Origin of the sequence: Actinomadura rubrisoli (genome assembly GCF_004349215.1) — a bacterium.
In the GTDB taxonomy this organism is placed as follows: Bacteria; Actinomycetota; Actinomycetes; order Streptosporangiales; family Streptosporangiaceae; genus Spirillospora; species Spirillospora rubrisoli.
In genome coordinates, this window is the sequence record NZ_SMKU01000007.1 from 25221 (window position 1) to 41327 (window position 16107).

The window sequence follows — 16107 nt, forward strand, 5'->3', positions numbered from 1 at the left end:
GTCCGCCGCGAGATCCGCGGCGGGCGCATCGGCGTGTTCGGGGCTGGCCCGGTGCTCAGTAGACGATGTTGACCAGGCGTTCCTCGGTGTTGGCGAGGAGGCCCGAGAGGCCGAGTTCCCGGCCCACTCCGCTGGATTTCATGCCGCCCCAGGGGACGCGGGGGTCGGGGGCGCCCCAGGAGTTGACCCATACGGCGCCTACTCGGAGCGCACGGGAGGCGGCCATCGCCTCGCCGATGTTCTGGGACCAGATCACGGCGGCCAGCCCGTACCGCGTGGCGTTGGCGAGCCGGATCGCCTCGTCCGTGTCGTCGAACGGGATGATGGTGCCGACCGGCCCGAAGATCTCCTCCCGGGCGATGGTGAGGTCGTTGGTGCCGACGAACAGGGTCGGTTCGACGTAGTAGCCGGGCCGGTCGGGTGCCGTGCCGCCGGTGATCAGTTCGGCGCCCTGGTCCAGGCCGGCGGTGACGTAGCCCATGACGCGGTCGCGCTGCGCGGCGTTGATGAGGCTGCCCATCGTGGTCTGGGCGTCGAAGGGGTCTCCGAGCCGCTGCGCGCGGGCCTGGGCGGCGAGGGCTTGCGCGACGTCGTCGACGCGGCTGCGGTGGACCAGGATGCGGGTGCCGGCCGCGCAGGTCTGGCCGCTGTTGGCGAACAGCGACACGGCGGCGACGGGTGCCAGGGCCTCGATGTCGGCGTCCTGGAGGACGATCTGTGGGGATTTGCCGCCCAGTTCGAGGGTGACGCGGGTGAAGCGTTCGGCGGCGGCCCGGCCGATGGCCCGGCCGACCTCGGGGGAGCCGGTGAAGGAGAGCTTGTCGATGCCGGGGTGGGCGGTGATCGCCGCCCCGGTGGTGCGGCCGGGGCCGTTGACCACGTTGAGCACGCCGGCGGGGAGGCCGGCCGCCGCCGCGAGCTCGGCCAGCAGCTGGGAGACCAGGGGCGCGTCCTCGGCGGGCTTGAGCACCACGGTGCAGCCAGCGGCGAGCGCCGGGGCCAGCTTCCAGCTGGTGATCATGGTGGGCGCGTTCCAGGGGGTGATCGCGCCGACGACGCCGACCGGGACCCGCTCGGTGAAGGAGAAGCGCGGGCGTCCCATGTGGTCGGGGACGGGGATGGTCGAGCCGTGGAGCTTGTCGGCCCACCCGGCGAAGTGCCGGAAGGTTTGGACCGCCAGGTCGACGTCGACGGCCAGGGCGTCGCGGTAGGGCTTGCCGACATCGAGCGACTCCAGCTCGGCGAAGCGGGTGGCGTTCTCCTCGATCAGGTCGGCCAGGCGGTGCAGGAGCCTGCCGCGCTCGGCGCCGGGCAGGGCGGGCCAGGGCCCGAGGTCGAAGGCGCGGCGGGCGGCCGCGACGGCGCGGTCCACGTCGCCGGCGTCCGCGCTGTGCGGCTTGGCGATGACGGTGCCGTCCGTGGGGCTCTCCACGGTGAACGTCCCGCCGTTCCCAGGCCGCCATTCGCCGTCGATGAACAGTTCGGTGGGAGGCAGCGTGATGGATGTCGGCTTCATGCCACAGCCTTCCTTCCGCGCCGGGCGTGGTCCGCATCACCGGCTGCGTTCACTTGAGGAGTACGATCGTATCATCTAAAGTGAACATTCCGGGAGCGTACCGGCCCGCGGAATCCTCACTCAGGAGAGACCATGGACAAGTCCGCCCTGTCGCACTGGTGGCACAAGATGGAGACCGCGTACGGGGGGCCCATCCCCGAGCGCCCCGCCCTCGCCCAGGACGAGGAGGCCGACGTGGCCATCGTGGGCGCGGGCTACACCGGCCTCTACACGGCCCTGGAGCTCCTGAAGTCCGCGCCGGAGATGAAGGTCGTCCTGCTGGACGCCAACGTGGCGGGGTACGGCGCGTCCGGCCGAAACGGCGGCGCCGTGATCGCCCAGCTCAACGGCTCGCGGGCGTTCTGGGCCGGACGGGGCGGACGGCAGGCCGCGATCGACATGGAACGTGCCGTCCAGCGGGCCGTCAAGGAGGTCGGCGACGTCGTCGCCTCCGAGGGCATCGAGTGCGGCTACGCGCGCAACGGCGTGGTGATGGTCGCCCGCACCGAGCTGGAGGCCAGGCGCTTCAAGGCCGGCGTCGAAGAGGACCGCCGGTTCGGCTTCGGGCCCGAGGACTCCCGTTTCCTGCCCCGGTCGGAGGTCCTGGAAAGGATCAACATCGACGGGGCGCTCGGCGCGCGGTGGAGCGCCCACTGCGCCGGCGTCGACGGCGGCCGCCTCGCCCGCGGCCTGGCCGCGGCCGTGGAGAGGCGGGGCGGGGTGATCTACGAGAACTCCCCCGTGATCCGCATCGAGCCGGGCCGGGCGGTCACGGCACGGGCCAAGGTCCGCGCCACGTTCGTCGTCCGCGCCACCGAGGCGTACAGCGAGTCGATCAAGGGGCAGGAACGCTCCATCGTCCCGATCCACACCTCCATGCTGGCCACCGAGGTGCTCACCGATGAGCAGATGGCCGGGCTGCGCTGGAGCGGCCACGAGGCGCTGCTGGCCGAGCACCCCTTCCTCCACCTGCAGTTCACCGGCGACAACCGCATCACCATCGGCGGGGACGACCCGCGCGTGCCCTACAAGTGGGGTTCGGCGCCCAGCGCGGACGGCCCGGCCGCGCCGAAGGTCCGCGACCACTACTACGGGCAGCTCGTCAAGCTGTTCCCCGTCCTGGACGGCATCAAGATCGTCGACACCTGGCAGGGCGTCTTCGGGACGACCAAGAACTGGGCGCCCGGCGTGAGCCTGGACCGCGCCACCGGCCTCGCCGTCGCCGGCGGCTACGTGGGCGAGGGCCTGGCACCCTCCAACATGGCCGGACGGACGCTGCGCGACCTCATCCTCGGCCGCGACACCGAGATGACCCGCTTGCCCTGGACGAACATGGGCAACCGCAAATGGGAGCCGGAGCCGCTGCGCTACCTCGGCTCCGGCGTCATCTGGGCCGCGCGCGCTCTGGGAGACGCCAAGGAGCATCGCACCGGCAAGCCGTCCGCCCTCATATCCATCGGCAACCGCACGGCCGGGTTCACCGGTCACCTCGGCTGAGAAGGGCGCGCCATGACAGAGACCCGGTTGCGCAGCGGCGGCCTCGGACCCTACGACTTGCACGGCAAGGTCGCCGTGGTGACGGGGGCCAGCAGCGGCATCGGCGCCGCCACCGCGCGGGCCCTCGCACGGGCTGGCGCGCACGTGGTGGTCGGCTACAACAGCGGCCCGGACCGTGCGGACGAGGTCGTCCGCACGCTTGCGGGTGACGGCCACCAAGCCCTCCGCCTGCCGATCGAGGACACTCCGGCGCTCAAGATCGCGGCGGCGCAGGTCGCCGAGCGCTTCGGCGAGGTCCACGTCCTGGTCAACTCGGCCGGTTCGACGGCGAAGGTGGCCCACGACGACCTGGAGACGATGACCGACGAGCTCTTCGACGCGATGCTCCGGATCAACGTCCGCGGCCCGTTCGCCGTCATCCGCGCGTTCGTGCCGCTCCTGCGGGCCGGCGGCGACGCCGTCGTCGTCAACATCTCCTCGGTCTCGGGCACGACCGCCTCGGGGAGCAACATCGCGTACTGCGCGGCGAAGGCGGCCCTGGACAACCTGACCATGTCGCTGGGGCGCGCGCTCGGGCCCGGGATCCGGTTCGTCGGCGTCGCGCCGGCGGCCGTCGAGACCGGTTTCGTGGCCGGCCGCGGGCGCGACGCGATCGCCGCGCAGGCGGCGTCCACGCCGTTGAAGGTGCTGGTCCACCCCGACGACATCGCCGAGGCCGTCCTCGGGGTGGTGCGGAACATGCGGGTCGTGACCGGGACGACCTTCATGGTCGATGGCGGAAAGCACCTGTAGGGGGCGCGATAATGGCGGCCGTGCCCGGCGGCGGGCCGGACCGGCCGGACGAAGACGGGAGTCCGTGTGGACCAGTTGCAGGCGTTGGCCGAGAACATCCGGGCGCTCCGCGCCACACACGGGCTCTCGCTGTCGCAGCTGGCCGAGCGGTCCGGGATCGCCAAGGCGACGCTGTTCAAGATCAGCCGCTGCCAGACCAACCCCACCCTCGACACCCTCACCGCGATCGCCGACACCTTCGACGTCACCGTGATCGACCTGTTGACCATGGCGCCTTCGCCGGCCGTCGACGTCGTCCGCCCCGGCGAGGGGCTGGACCTGTCGGACGACCTCGCCAAGGGCGAGATCCTGCGCAGCCAGGTCATCGGCGCCGGAACCCTCGAAATCCACTCCCAGACCTTCCAGGCGGGGGGCTCGGAGGTCTCGCACTCCCACGGCGCGGGGACGCGGGAGCACGTGCTGGTCCACACCGGGACGATCCGGCTCGGGCCGGTCGGCCACGAGGTCGAGGCCACTGCGGGCGACTACGTCACCTACCTGGCCGACTGCCCGCACCGCTGGCAGGCGGTCGGCGACGACTCCCACGTGTGGATCGTCCACACCTATCCGCGCGCCGCGGCCTTCCTCGACGGCTGAGACGCCGCGCGCCACGGCGACGCCCGGCGAGGCCCGGCCCGGCTCAGCGGCCGAAGTGGCGCTCGATGCCGTTCCAGACCTCGTCGTAGGAGTCCTGGAGGTTGGGCGCCGTCATGGCCTGCTCGGAGACGATGATCGGAAGCCGGGTCTCGAACATGAACGCGAGGGTGTCGTCGATCTTGCGCGGCTTGAGCTCGATCGTGCTGGCGACGTCGTAGGTCTCGCGGTCGGGGCCGTGCGAGGTGAAGCAGGTGTGCAGGCTGGCGCCGCCGGGGACGAAGCCTTCGGCCTTGGCGTCGTAGACGCCGCGGACCAGGCCCATGAACTCGCTCATGACGTTGCGGTGGAACCACGGCGGGCGGAAGGTGTCCTCGCCCACCAGCCAGCGCGGCGGGAAGATCACGAAGTCGGCGTTCGCGGTGCCGGGCCTGCCGCTGGGCGAGGTGAGCACCGTGAAGATCGACGGGTCCGGGTGGTCGAAGGAGATCGTGCCGATGGCCATGAAGTCGGCCAGGTCGTACTTGTACGGCGCGTAGTTGCCGTGCCAGCCGACGACGTCCAGCGGAGAGTGGTCGTAGTCGGCGGCCCACAGGTTGCCCAGGTACTTCTGGTACAGCACGACGTCCTCGTCGCGGTCCTCGAAGGCGGCGACGGGGGAAAGGAAGTCCCGGTGGTTGGCCAGGCCGTTGGCGCCGATCGGGCCGAGCTCGGGCAGCGTGAACAGCCGGCCGTAGTTCTCAAGGATGTAGCCGCGGGCCGCACCGTCGGGCAGCTCGACCTTGAACCGGATGCCGCGCGGGACGACCACGATCTCGCCTGGGCCCGCGTCGAGAAGGCCGAGTTCGGTGGCGACGCGGAGCCGGCCTTGCTGCGGGACCATCAGCATCTCGCCGTCGCTGTTGACGAAGTACTCGCGGTCCATCGACCTTGTCGCCAGGTACATGTGGATGGCCACGCCCTCGTGGGAGCGGACGTCGCCCGTGCCGCCGATGGTGAACAGCGACTCCACGAACGTCCTGGACGCCGCCGGCAGCTCGAAGGGGTCCCACCGCAGCCGGTTCGGCTCGGGGAAGGGGTTGCCGATCGGGCTGGCCAGCAGGGCCCCGGCGTCGACCCGGCGGTAGCGGCCGTGCTTGGCGGACGGGCGGATGCGGTAGACCCAGGTGCGGCGGTTGTCGTGCCGGGGCGCGGTGAAGGCCGTGCCGCTGATCTGCTCGGCGTACAGGCCCAGCGGCGCCCGCTGCGGGCTGTTGCGGCCCTCCGGCAGGGCGCCCGGGACGGCCTCCGTGACGTGCTGGTTGCCGAAGCCGGCGAGATACTCGGGCCGGGTCGCGGTCGAGAGGCCGGTGGACGTGTCGAGACTGGTCATGGGTGTCCTTCGCTTTCGACGGTGCCCGCCGATCGTTGGTGGAGCGGCACCAGGCGGCGGACAGAACGGCGCGGGCATGGCTCTTACCTATATTCGCAACGAAGGGTTCGCATCTCCTACGCCGGCCGGCCCCTGGCGGCTCACACCGGCTCTATCGAGCGCGTGCCTTTGACCAGCTCTTGGGTGTAGGGGTGGGCGGGGTGGTCGAGCACGTTGGTGACGGTGTCGAGTTCGACCACGCGGCCGTCCTTGAGGACCAGGACGCGGTCGGCGGTGTTGCGCACGACGGCCAGGTCGTGGGTCACGAACAGCATGGCCAGACCCTCGTCGCGCTGGAGGCCGCGCAGCAGTTCCAGGATCGCGGCCTGCACCGAGACGTCCAGGGCGGAGGTCACCTCGTCGCAGATCAGGACCTCGGGACGGCAGACCAGCGCACGGGCGATCGAGACCCGCTGGCGTTCGCCGCCCGACAGCTCGTCGGGGTAGCGGGTCATCGTGGCCCCGGTCAGGCCGACGCGCTCCAGGGCCCGCTCGACGGCGGCCGTGACGGCGGCGCGGTCGTCGCGGTGGAACATCCGGTGCACCACCGCGAGGATCTCGCCGACGGTGCGGCGCGGGTTGAGGGAGTTGAAGGGGCTCTGGAAGATGTACTGCATCATGCGGCGCGTGCCGGCGGGGCGGGACCTGGCACGGGACGCGAGCGGAGTGCCGTGCAGGAGGACCTCCCCCCGGTGCTCGGGATGCAGCCCGATCAGGCAGCGGGACAGCGTGCTCTTGCCCGATCCCGACTCGCCGACCACGGCCAGGCACTCGGCCGCCCGCAGCTCGAAGGAGACGTCGAAGAGCACCTGCCGGTGCCGGTAGCCCGCCCGCAGGTCCGTGACCCGCAGGACCGCCGGTCCGTCCGGCGGCGGCGGTATCTCCTGGACGATCCGTGCGACGACCCGCCGGCGTTCCCGTACGCGGGTGCAGCGGACCTCGCGCCCGCCGACGGGCACCGCCGCGGGCGGTTCACCCGAGGCGCAGGCGTCGACGGCGATCGGGCACCGGGGATGGAACGAGCAGCCGCCGGGCCGGCGCCCCGGCGGCGCGGTGGTGCCGGGGATGGTGGCGAGGACGGTACGGGCGCGGACATCGGGCACCGAGCCCAGCAGCGCCTGCGTGTAGGGGTGGGCGGGATCGGCGAAGACCTCGCGCACCGGGCCGGACTCGACGATCCGTCCCGCGTACATGACCAGCACCCGGTCGGCGATGTCGGCCACCAGCGACAGGTCATGGGTGACGTAGAGCGCGGCGATGGAGTGCGCGTCGCACAACCGGCGGACCATGGCGAGGACGCGGGTCTGCGTCGTCACGTCCAGCCCGGTCGTCGGCTCGTCGAGGACGAGGACGGCCGGCGTGAGGATCACCGCCATGGCGATCCCGACGCGCTGCTGCTGCCCGCCCGACAGCTGGTGCGGGTACCGGGCCTGGAAGGCGGCCTCGGACGGCAGGCCGACCTCCTCCAGCACGGCCCGGATCCGGGAGCGGGTCTCGGCCCTGGACGTCCCGGGCTCGTGCGCCTCGATGACCTCGCCGAGCTGGCGGGCCACGCTGAGCGCGGGGTTGAGCGCGGCGGCGGGATCCTGCGGGACGTAGGCCACGGTCCGGCCGCGGAGCGCCCGGCGCCCCTGGTCTCCGAGCGGCAGCAGGTCGGTCCCCGCCACCTCGACGCTCCCGCCGGCGATCCGCGCGCCGCGCCGGGCGTAGCCGAGCAGCGCCATGCCGACCGTCGTCTTGCCGGAGCCGGACTCGCCGACCAGCCCGACGATCTCCCCCGGCCGGAGCGCGAGCGTGATCTCGTCCACGATGTCGTGGTCGGCGGAGACCTCCACCCTCAGGTCGCGGACCGCGGCCGCCCTGTCGTCGCCGGTCATGGGCGGATCACGCTCCGTTCCCGCGGTCCAGCCCCGCCACCGAGCGGGACATGCCTTCCGCGATCAGGTTGACGCCGAAGGCGAAGATCGCGATGCACAGGACGGGGACGATGACGGCCAGCGGCTGCGCGGACATGCCGTCCCGGCCCTCGTTGATCATCAGTCCCCAGTCGGCGGTGGGCGGCCGGATCCCCGCGCCGAGCACGCTGAGCCCGGCGACCGCGGCGATCGACCAGACGACGCGGAGCCCGAACTCCACGGTCAGCGGCGTGAAGATGTTCGGCAGGATCTCGCCGAGCAGGATCCGGCGCCGCGGCAGGCCCAGCGCCTCGGCGGAGCCGATGAACTCGCGCCGGGCGACCTCGGCGGTGACCCCGCGGGTGACCCGCGCGACCTGCGGGGCGTGCGCGACGCCGATGAGCAGCACGAGCAGCCACAGCCGCATCCCCAGCAGCGACACGAACAGCATGGCGAAGACGATGACCGGCAGGGCCAGCACGACGTCCCCGACCCTCATGATCAGCTCGTCGAGCCAGCCGCCGGCGTACCCGGCGACCAGGCCGGCGCCGGTGCCCAGCAGCATGCCGAGCGCGGCGGAGGCGAGCGACATCCAGACCAGCAGCCTGCCGCCGCCCAGCACCCGCGAGAGGACGTCCCGGCCGAGCTGGTCGGTGCCGAGCGGAGCCTTCCCGGACGGCCCGGTGAAGGGCGCGCCCACGAACTCGCTCGGGCTGTGCGGCATCACCAGGGGTCCCGCGAAGGCGAGCACCACGATGAAGAGGGAGAGCGCCAGGCCCACCCGGGCCCGTCTGGAGGCCAGCAGGCGCCGCCGCTTGGCGTGCCGTCCCCTGACCTTGGAAGCGATCGTGAAGCCGGACGCGGGGTCCGTTGTCCGCGTGGTCACTGCGTCCTCAATCTCGGCGTGAGGTAGGCGGTCAGGACGTCGGCGATGAGGTTGAACAGCACGTAGCAGGCGGCGAACAGCAGCACGATCGCCTGGATGACCGGCAGGTCGCGCTGGTTGACGGCGGTCTGCAGCTGGCTGCCGAGGCCCGGGTACTGGAAGACGTACTCGACGATCACGACGCCGCCGAGCAGGTAGGCGAGGGAGAGCGCGGTGCCCTGGATGGCGGGGACCAGGCCGTTGCGCAGCGCGTGCCGGAGCAGCACGACGCGGGGGCTGAGCCCCTTGAGCCGCGCCATCATGACGTAGTCGGAGTCGAGCGCCTCGATGAGCGACGCGCGGACCAGGCGTGCCAGGTAGGGCACGACGGCCAGGGTCAGCGTGGCGACCGGCAGGACCAGGACGTCCGGCACGGCCAGGGCGGTGCTGCCGGGTTCGACGAGCGACACGGCCGGCAGCACCGGCAGGACGGTGGTGGAGAACAGCATGACCAGCACCAGCGCGGTGACGAACTCGGGCATGCCCGCGAGGGTGACCGACACGGCGTTGACGATGCCGTCGAGGACGCCCCGGGGGCGGAGCGCGGCCGCCGCGCCCACCGCGATCGACAGCGGCACCGACACCAGCGCCGAGACCGCGAGCAGCGTCAGCGAGTTCCCCGCCCGCCAGCCGACGGTCGAGGAGACCGGTTCGCTGCCCGCGAGCGACCGGCCGAGATCGAGGCTGAGCAGCCGGCCCGACCAGTGCAGGTACTGCGTGACGACCGACTCGTCCAGGCCGAGTTCCGCGCGCAGCGCCGCCACCTGCGCCGGCGACGCGGTCGGGCCGAGCACGGCCCGGGCCGCGTCGCCCGGCAGCAGGTTGGTCGCCAGGAACACGACCATGGAGACGGCGACCAGGGTCAGCACCCCGAAGGCGAGGCGCCGGAGCAGCCACAGGTGCCGCCCGCGCCATCGGGGCCGGTCGGCGGGCCGGCCGGCCGCGGCGGGGGTGCTCGCCGCACCGACCGCCGTATCGTTGCTCATGCTGCCCTCCTTGCTGTTCCGGTCGTTGCCGCGGCGGCGGTCAGCCGAGCCGCACGACGTCCCGGACCTCGTCGGTGGACGACACGCCGAGGGCCGCCTCGAACGCGTCGATCGCGGGCTGCGCCTCGGCCTTGAACGCCGCGTACGCCTCGCGGCTGGGGTACTCGTCGTAGTCGGTGAACTCGCCGTCCCCGAGCAGGCGGAACAGGAACCGGCCGCCGTGCTTCTCCAGGAGCGGGCGGACGGCTCCGAGCAGGTGCGGGTTCTCGCCGACGATCCGGTCGGCCTCGTCGGAGGCCATGGGGAAGGTGATGGTGACCATGACGGACATGAAGACTCCTGTCTGTTGATCGGCGACCGGACTCCCCGGTGCCGGTGAGGGTTCTCGGATGCGACGGCGCGTCCCGGGTCAGGCGGTGAAGGGTCAGGCGGTGAAGCCGACCTTGCCGAGGCCGCGCGTCATCCCGAAGCCGGTCAGGTCCCTCTCGGGGAAGCCGGCAAGCTTCTTGCTGTAGGCGCCGAGCGTGTTCGGGTGGACGGCCACGATCCAGCCGCCCCGCTCGAAGAGGATCCGCTGCATCTCGTGCAGGTACTCCTTGCGCTTGGCCGGGTCGAACTCGGCCGACGCCTTGTCCCAGAGGGCGGCGTATTCGGGGTCTTTGAAGTGGGTCTCGTTGATGCTGGCCCGCGGGCCGTCGTTCAGGGAGGAGGTGGTGAGGATGGCGGACGCGGGGTAGGTGTCGACCGCGAAGTCCCACTGCAGGTAGTTGGGGCCGAACAGGGTCGCGGGGTCCACCACGTTGACCTTGACGTTCAGCCCGATCTTCGCGGCGTTCTCGGCGAGGACCTGGCAGGTGGCGACGAGCCCCGGGCCGAGGTCGCAGGTGTTGAGGGTGAGGTTCGCGCCCTGCTTGCCCGCCTCCTGCACCAGCGCCCTGGCCTTGGCCATGTCGGTGGTGCGGACCAGGTCGGTCGCCAGGTCCGGGTCGTAGCGGCCGTAGAGGTCGTTGCCGACCTGGGCGTATCCGCCGTAGGCGGAGAGGACGACCTGCTTGCGGTCGAGGCAGAGCCGCAGCGCCTGGCGCAGCCGCACGTCCGCGAGGGGCCCGGAGTCCACCCGCATGGTGATCGGGAAGAAGAACCCGGCCTCCGAATTGAAGATGACGAGGTCGGAGCGGTTCTTGGCCTGCGCGACCTGCGAGGCCGTCAGCCCGATGACCGCGTCCATCTGCCCGGAGACCAGCGCGTTGTAGCGGGCGCTGTCGCTGGCCAGCAGGGTGGCCGTGACCCCGTCGAGGAACGCCGCGTCCCCGTGGTAGTGGGGATGGCGTTCGAACGTCGCGCTGACGCCGGCGGTGAAGCCGGTGCACTTGAACGGGCCGGTGCCCACCGGCTTCTTCGGGTCGAAGCCCACCGGGACGATGCCGAACGCCTGGCCGTCGCCGATGGCCTGGTCGAACCAGGCGGTCGGCCGGGCCAGGGTGAACCGGACGGTCCGCTCGTCCACCTTCCGCATCGACGCGACCATGCCGATCTGGCCCGCGCCCGTGGCGTGCGTCTTGGGGTCCAGCATCCGCTCGAAGCTGTGGATGACGTCCTCGGCGGCGAGCGTCTTGCCGTTGTGGAACTCCACGCCCTGCTTGACCCGGATCGTCCATTGGTCGCCCTTGGCGTTGTGCTCGATGCTCTCGGCGAGCTGCCTGGTGAGCTTGAAGTCCGGATCGACGAAGGTGAGCCCCTCGTAGACCGCCGCGGAGACGACCCCCGACATGGTGTCGACCTGGACGTGGGCGTCGGTGCTGGACGAGGCGCCGCCGCCGGAGAAGCCGAGCCGGAGCCGGCCGCCTTTGACGGGTTTCCCGGTCGGACGGGCCGAGGCCGCCGTGGAGCCCCCCGAGCAGGCGGCCAGTAGCGGTGCCGCGGTCATCGCCGCGCCGCCGAGGCCGATCGCGCGGAGCACGTCGCGGCGTCCCGGGCCGTCCTGGCCCGCAAGCCGGTCGTTCATGAGCACCTCCGGGGTGGAGAGAGGCGGATCGGGTCAGGTCGCGGGGAGGGAGCGGAGGTAGGCGCCCGCCGCGGCGGCGGCCATCCGTTCCAGCTGGTCGGCGCGGGTGCAGGCGGCGACCATGTCGCGGAAGTAGCGCTGCATCGCCTGCCCGTCGGCGACGGCGCTGGAACTGGCGTTGCGGAGGAAGAGCTCGACCGTGTCGTAGGCGAGCTGCTCGGAGGCGAAGTACATGTCGTTGAGGCGGGCGCTCTTGTCCAGGCCGAAGGGCTCGATCCCCTCGACCGAGAGGCGCGCGTACTCCTCGTAGAGCTGGCCGCCCCGGACCGAGATCGCCGCGGCGGCGTCGGCCCAGGCCAGCCCCATCCCGAGCCAGCGCTGGTAGTCGGGGTGGTCGGCGCGCAGGACGGGCTCGTCGTGGTGCGGGACGTTCGAGGTGGTGATGATCCGGACGTACTCGTCGACGGCGGCCATCGCGGTGCCGGCCGTGACCGCGGCGATCTCGCCCTCGGCGAAGCCCTCGAAGGTGCCGCCGTAGACGGGGTTGCCGTGGAGCGCCGAACCGGCCGTGGGTCCGTCGGACGCCCCGAACCAGGTGCAGTCCACGGCGAAGTGGTCGGGGACGAACGCGCCGTCCAGGACGACGCTGTTGGAGCCGCTGCCCTTCATGCCGATGATGCCGCCCCAGTCGTCCAGGATCGTGTAGCCGCCGCCGGGCACCACGAACCAGCAGAAGCGGTCGGGCGCGTCCGGCTCGACGCCGGGAAAGGTGCCGAACCCCATGAAGTGGGTGGAGTAGGGGACGCCCGAGCAGTACCGCCACTTGCCGGAGACCTCGTAGCCGCCCGGCACGCGCTCGATCGCGGTGTTCTGCCCGTGGCCGCTGGCAGGGCTCACGAGCTGGCCGAGCAGGCCGAAGATCTCCCGCTGGGCGCGCTCGGAGAAGTAGGAGCCGACCTGGAGGGCGTGCCCGGCGCCGAGGCACAGGCACCACGCGGTCGACGGGCATCCGCGCGCCACTTCGGCGATCAGCCGGTAGAACGCGGGGACGCCGAGCTCCAGGCCGCCGAACCGCCGGGGCTGGAGGATCCGGTAGAAGCCCGCTTCCCAGAACGCGTCGTGCGTCTCGGGCGAGTAGGTTCCGCGTTCCTCGGTGGCCTGCTGCTCGGCGCGCAGCACCGGGCGCAGCTCGGCGGCCCGCGCCAGCAGAGCGGCGAGCCCGGGCGGCTCACCGGGACCGACGTCGCCGCGGCCGGCCGTTGAGCGGATCGGTGCTCTGGTCACCACACGTCCTTCCCGAGGGCCTCATCGAGGTGGGGCCGAATGTGTGGTGAATCGTGCATCGCGAGGCGATGACCAGGCCATGTGCGCCCGACCAGCCTTGCGGGGACCGGTTGGGCGGCGGCACAGCACGCCTCCCGGCGCCGTGCCGCTACAGTGCGGAAGGAGGGTGCGGTCCGCGGGCTTGGGGGGCGCCCCGTCCCGCTCCCCTTTCCGCAAGCCCCTGTCCATGAACGGTGCGTATGAAGCCTTCGACCGGTCCTGCCTGGCTGGTTCTCGTATCGTCGGAACCGTCCGCGGCCGCCTCGTTCTACCGGGCGCTCCTGGACTGGTCGTTCGAGGAGACCGGGGACCGGGGGCTGAGGGCGGCGCGACCCGGCGGTGACGGATTCGGCGAGATCCTCGACGTGGGCGCGCCCGCCGTCGCCGGTGCGCCCACCGACCGCTGGACGGTGTGCTTCGGCGTCCCGGCGCTGGGCCCGGCGCTGGAGGCGGCGTCGCCGTGGGCGCCCCAGGTGGCCCGGCCGGTGAGCCTCGACGGCCGTCCCGGCGCGCTGGTGACCGATCCGCGGGGAGCCGTGTTCGGGCTGGTCGAGTCGGACCGGAGCCCGGTGCGCGGGGCGGAGGGCCCCTTCCACTACGAGCTCGCCACCGACGACCTGCCGCTGGCCGAGCGCTTCTACTCGGCCGTGCTCGGCGCGCGGATCCAGCCCGTCAAGGACGACATCTTCGACTTCCGGTCCCTGTCCGCGCCCGACGGCCTCACCCTGGGCGGGATGCTGGACGTCCGGGAGTTCCACCCGAGCCCGATCGCACCGCACTGGGTGCCCTACTTCCACGTGGACGACGTCGACGCGGAGGCGATGCGAGCGGTCGAGCTCGGCGGCCTGATGCGGATCCCGCCGGACTCCTCACCCTTCGACCGGTACGCGCTGCTGGCCGATCCGAACGGCGCGCTGTTCGGCCTGTCCGACGAGCACCTGCGAGACGCCGGCCGGCCGCGCGACGTCCGCGACCCCGGCGAGCCCGGGCGCCGCTGAGACACTGTCCCCCGGAACAGCCTTCGCTCGGCCCGCTGGTCACGGGCCCATGGCGGGGCCCGGCCCGGCTTGCGACACTCGGGTCGCATGACCAAGATCGACCTTTGCATCGCGGGCGAGCGCGCCCGGGCCCGGGACGTCGTCGACGCCGCCGTCGCCGCCGAACAGGCCGGGTTCGCGGCCGTCACCTTCGCCGACCAGCTCGGGGCGGCCTTCGTCGGGCCGGACGCCTGGAACCAGGAGTGCTGGACGATGATGAGTGCCGCAGCCGCGCGGACCGAACGGGTGGACATCGGCTCCATGGTCCTCAACTACGCCAACCGCGACGCGGGGACCACCGCTGTCGCGGCGGCGTCCCTCCAGGACCTGTCGGGCGGGCGGCTCTGGCTGGGGATCGGTTCGGGCACCGGGCGGCGCAGCCCCTTCGCCCGCGAGCAGTTCTCGCTCGGCCGGACGCCCCCGCCCGATCCGCGGCGCCGCGCCGGGACGGCCGCATGGATCTCCGAACTCCGGCGGGTGTGGACCCTGGAGGGGCACGGCCTCCTGCGGCCGGAACCGCCGCCGCCGATCATCGTCGGCGCGTTCGGACCGAAGACGGCGGCCCTCGCGGGGCAGGTCGCCGACGGCATCGCCTGCCCGCTCGACGGGTTCGGCGACCACGCCCGGCCCGTTGAGGAGCTCCTGGAGGTCGCGCGCGCGGCCTTCTCGGACGCCGGACGGACCGGAGGATTCCGGGTGGTGGCGCACACCGGCCCGCACGATCCGATCGACGACCCCCGCTGGGGTCCGGGCGCGCCGGTCTGGGACCGGCTGGCGAAACTGGACGCCGAGCGGCTCGTCCTGTTCGCCCCGGCCTCGCCACAAGCGGTCACCAAGCTCGGCAAGCGCCTACTGGGCTGAACCGGTGTCTTTGAACCCTTGTCTCCGCCCGGGAGCGGTGAATCGTGGGCGGTCGTTGGCGCGCCGTCAGGAGGTGAGAGTGTCGCGGTCGTCGGCGTCCTGCTCGGCGTGTGCTGTGGCGTAGCGCTGAGTGTCGTGGTCGTACCAGTCCTGGTAGCCGCGCATCCAGTCCTTGAGTCCTTCGATGTATTTGAACAGGGCAGGACTGGCGGTCTGCTGCGCCGGCTGTGCCGATCGCAGGAAAGCGTCGATCTCCACACGGACCCGCCCGGCGGTCGTGTCGACGGCTTCCCGCAGGGTTTGGCCTTGAGCGGCGTAGAGAGTGACCATGTTGCGGAACTGCCCGGGCTGACGTGCCTCTACCTGGAGGCTATGGATGTCGTTGGACCAGCACACCACGTTGTTGGTGTGCATGCGCAGTCGATGGAGGGTCGGGTGGTGATACTCCTCGGCGGTGAGGTGGGCCTGGTTGGCCGCGTCCGGCAGCGCCAGGCTCGGGGTCATGCCGCTGGCGTAGCGGCGGATCGTCTCATAGTCACCCATGGCGATCGGACGCCGCTGGAGATGGTCGAGCATTTGAAGTCCCGCCGTGCTCGCCCAGAGCCGTATGCCGGTGGCGAATCGCTCGAACTGCTCGGCCGACAATCGAGCGCGCAGCCGCCGGCATACATCCAGCCATGCCGACTCGCCATAGACCGGGAGCGGTCGGGAGCGGTCGTAGTCGAGAACGTCGATCATCGCTGTAAGGTTCGTCAGCGTGTCTGGGGTGACGGTCTGGACGCGGTCGACGAACAGGTCGTCAGCCAGGAAGAACCACAGGAAGTAGTCGGCGATGATCTGCAGCAATTCGGTGTCGGCGTGCGGGTAGCAGCGCGCCGCCAGATATCCGTACCGGGTCCGGATCACACGCTCTAGATAGACCTCATCGGGAATGAGGTCGTGCGCTCTCCCCCAGGCGATCATCTGTTCGTCGACGGCGAGGGCCTGGGGGTGGCAGGCGCTCGGCCACGGGAACTCAAACCTAGGAGGCTCGATCTCAGCAAGCTCGATGGGGACGTTCATCGCTTGACCTCTCCAAGGGACTGAACCGCCATACCCGTCGTCATCACCACCCGATCCAACCCGCTAACACCGGACCGCCCCCGGAACTGTCGCGCTTTGGAGCCCCTGTCGCGCTTTCCTCCCCA

General features: G+C 71.8%; 14 protein-coding genes. 5 read left to right on the forward strand and 9 right to left on the reverse strand.

Annotated features, from left to right (window positions below; all coding sequences use genetic code 11):
- Positions 1-55: 55 nt before the first annotated feature.
- Positions 56-1516 carry an aldehyde dehydrogenase family protein gene (locus E1298_RS03360; protein ID WP_131889250.1) on the reverse strand — a complete coding sequence of 487 codons (1461 nt, stop codon included), beginning with the start codon at positions 1514-1516 and terminating at the stop codon, positions 56-58.
- 132 nt (positions 1517-1648) lie between these two features.
- Here E1298_RS03360 and E1298_RS03365 point away from each other — a divergent pair, with 132 nt between their 5' ends.
- The 3 genes from E1298_RS03365 to E1298_RS03375 all read left to right on the forward strand — a co-directional run bounded on the left by E1298_RS03365 (position 1649) and on the right by E1298_RS03375 (position 4480).
- Positions 1649-3052, forward strand: a complete 1404-nt coding sequence (locus E1298_RS03365; protein WP_131889251.1) for an NAD(P)/FAD-dependent oxidoreductase — start codon at positions 1649-1651, stop codon at positions 3050-3052.
- Between the two features lie 12 nt (positions 3053-3064).
- On the forward strand, positions 3065-3844 hold the full coding sequence (locus E1298_RS03370; RefSeq protein ID WP_131889252.1) for an SDR family NAD(P)-dependent oxidoreductase: 780 nt from the start codon (positions 3065-3067) through the stop codon (positions 3842-3844).
- A 66-nt stretch (positions 3845-3910) separates the two neighbouring features.
- A complete protein-coding gene (locus E1298_RS03375; RefSeq protein WP_131889253.1) occupies positions 3911-4480 on the forward strand; it encodes a helix-turn-helix domain-containing protein in 570 nt (189 codons plus the stop codon).
- 43 nt (positions 4481-4523) lie between these two features.
- Here E1298_RS03375 and hmgA read toward each other — a convergent pair whose 3' ends face one another.
- The 7 genes from hmgA to E1298_RS03410 all read right to left on the reverse strand — a co-directional run bounded on the left by hmgA (position 4524) and on the right by E1298_RS03410 (position 12983).
- Complete coding sequence (gene hmgA / locus E1298_RS03380; protein ID WP_131889254.1) at positions 4524-5849, reverse strand: homogentisate 1,2-dioxygenase; 1326 nt, start codon at positions 5847-5849, stop codon at positions 4524-4526.
- Positions 5850-5989: 140 nt separating this feature from the next.
- A complete protein-coding gene (locus E1298_RS03385; protein ID WP_131889255.1) occupies positions 5990-7765 on the reverse strand; it encodes an ABC transporter ATP-binding protein in 1776 nt (591 codons plus the stop codon).
- A gap of 7 nt (positions 7766-7772) precedes the next feature.
- Positions 7773-8669: an ABC transporter permease gene (locus E1298_RS03390; RefSeq protein WP_165975274.1), complete on the reverse strand. Its 897-nt coding sequence runs from the start codon at positions 8667-8669 to the stop codon at positions 7773-7775.
- Positions 8666-9694 (reverse strand): ABC transporter permease, encoded by a 1029-nt coding sequence (locus E1298_RS03395; protein WP_207944413.1) that lies wholly within the window; start codon positions 9692-9694, stop codon positions 8666-8668. Before E1298_RS03395 ends, E1298_RS03390 begins: the two co-directional genes overlap by 4 nt.
- A gap of 40 nt (positions 9695-9734) precedes the next feature.
- Positions 9735-10025: a DUF1330 domain-containing protein gene (locus E1298_RS03400; protein ID WP_131889256.1), complete on the reverse strand. Its 291-nt coding sequence runs from the start codon at positions 10023-10025 to the stop codon at positions 9735-9737.
- A 93-nt stretch (positions 10026-10118) separates the two neighbouring features.
- Positions 10119-11699: an ABC transporter substrate-binding protein gene (locus E1298_RS03405; protein WP_131889257.1), complete on the reverse strand. Its 1581-nt coding sequence runs from the start codon at positions 11697-11699 to the stop codon at positions 10119-10121.
- 33 nt (positions 11700-11732) lie between these two features.
- Positions 11733-12983 (reverse strand): acyl-CoA dehydrogenase family protein, encoded by a 1251-nt coding sequence (locus E1298_RS03410; protein ID WP_165975275.1) that lies wholly within the window; start codon positions 12981-12983, stop codon positions 11733-11735.
- Positions 12984-13222: 239 nt separating this feature from the next.
- On the opposite strand from E1298_RS03410, the gene E1298_RS03415 reads away from it, so the two are divergent.
- Positions 13223-14020, forward strand: coding sequence for a VOC family protein (locus E1298_RS03415; RefSeq protein ID WP_131889259.1), 798 nt, complete (start codon positions 13223-13225; stop codon positions 14018-14020).
- An 87-nt stretch (positions 14021-14107) separates the two neighbouring features.
- Positions 14108-14920, forward strand: coding sequence for an LLM class flavin-dependent oxidoreductase (locus E1298_RS03420; RefSeq protein ID WP_131889260.1), 813 nt, complete (start codon positions 14108-14110; stop codon positions 14918-14920).
- A gap of 66 nt (positions 14921-14986) precedes the next feature.
- On the opposite strand, the gene E1298_RS03425 is transcribed toward E1298_RS03420, so the two are convergent.
- Complete coding sequence (locus E1298_RS03425; RefSeq protein ID WP_131889261.1) at positions 14987-15982, reverse strand: terpene synthase family protein; 996 nt, start codon at positions 15980-15982, stop codon at positions 14987-14989.
- Between the last annotated feature and the right edge of the window lie 125 nt (positions 15983-16107).

Coding starts and splice junctions, on each gene's coding strand:
- E1298_RS03360 (WP_131889250.1), bottom strand. CDS start 1,516: ATGAAGCCGACATCCATCACGCTGCCTCCCACCGAACTGTTCATCGAC.
- E1298_RS03365 (WP_131889251.1), top strand. CDS start 1,649: ATGGACAAGTCCGCCCTGTCGCACTGGTGGCACAAGATGGAGACCGCG.
- E1298_RS03370 (WP_131889252.1), top strand. CDS start 3,065: ATGACAGAGACCCGGTTGCGCAGCGGCGGCCTCGGACCCTACGACTTG.
- hmgA (WP_131889254.1), bottom strand. CDS start 5,849: ATGACCAGTCTCGACACGTCCACCGGCCTCTCGACCGCGACCCGGCCC.
- E1298_RS03385 (WP_131889255.1), bottom strand. CDS start 7,765: ATGACCGGCGACGACAGGGCGGCCGCGGTCCGCGACCTGAGGGTGGAG.
- E1298_RS03395 (WP_207944413.1), bottom strand. CDS start 9,694: ATGAGCAACGATACGGCGGTCGGTGCGGCGAGCACCCCCGCCGCGGCC.
- E1298_RS03400 (WP_131889256.1), bottom strand. CDS start 10,025: ATGTCCGTCATGGTCACCATCACCTTCCCCATGGCCTCCGACGAGGCC.
- E1298_RS03405 (WP_131889257.1), bottom strand. CDS start 11,699: ATGAACGACCGGCTTGCGGGCCAGGACGGCCCGGGACGCCGCGACGTG.
- E1298_RS03415 (WP_131889259.1), top strand. CDS start 13,223: ATGAAGCCTTCGACCGGTCCTGCCTGGCTGGTTCTCGTATCGTCGGAA.
- E1298_RS03420 (WP_131889260.1), top strand. CDS start 14,108: ATGACCAAGATCGACCTTTGCATCGCGGGCGAGCGCGCCCGGGCCCGG.
- E1298_RS03425 (WP_131889261.1), bottom strand. CDS start 15,982: ATGAACGTCCCCATCGAGCTTGCTGAGATCGAGCCTCCTAGGTTTGAG.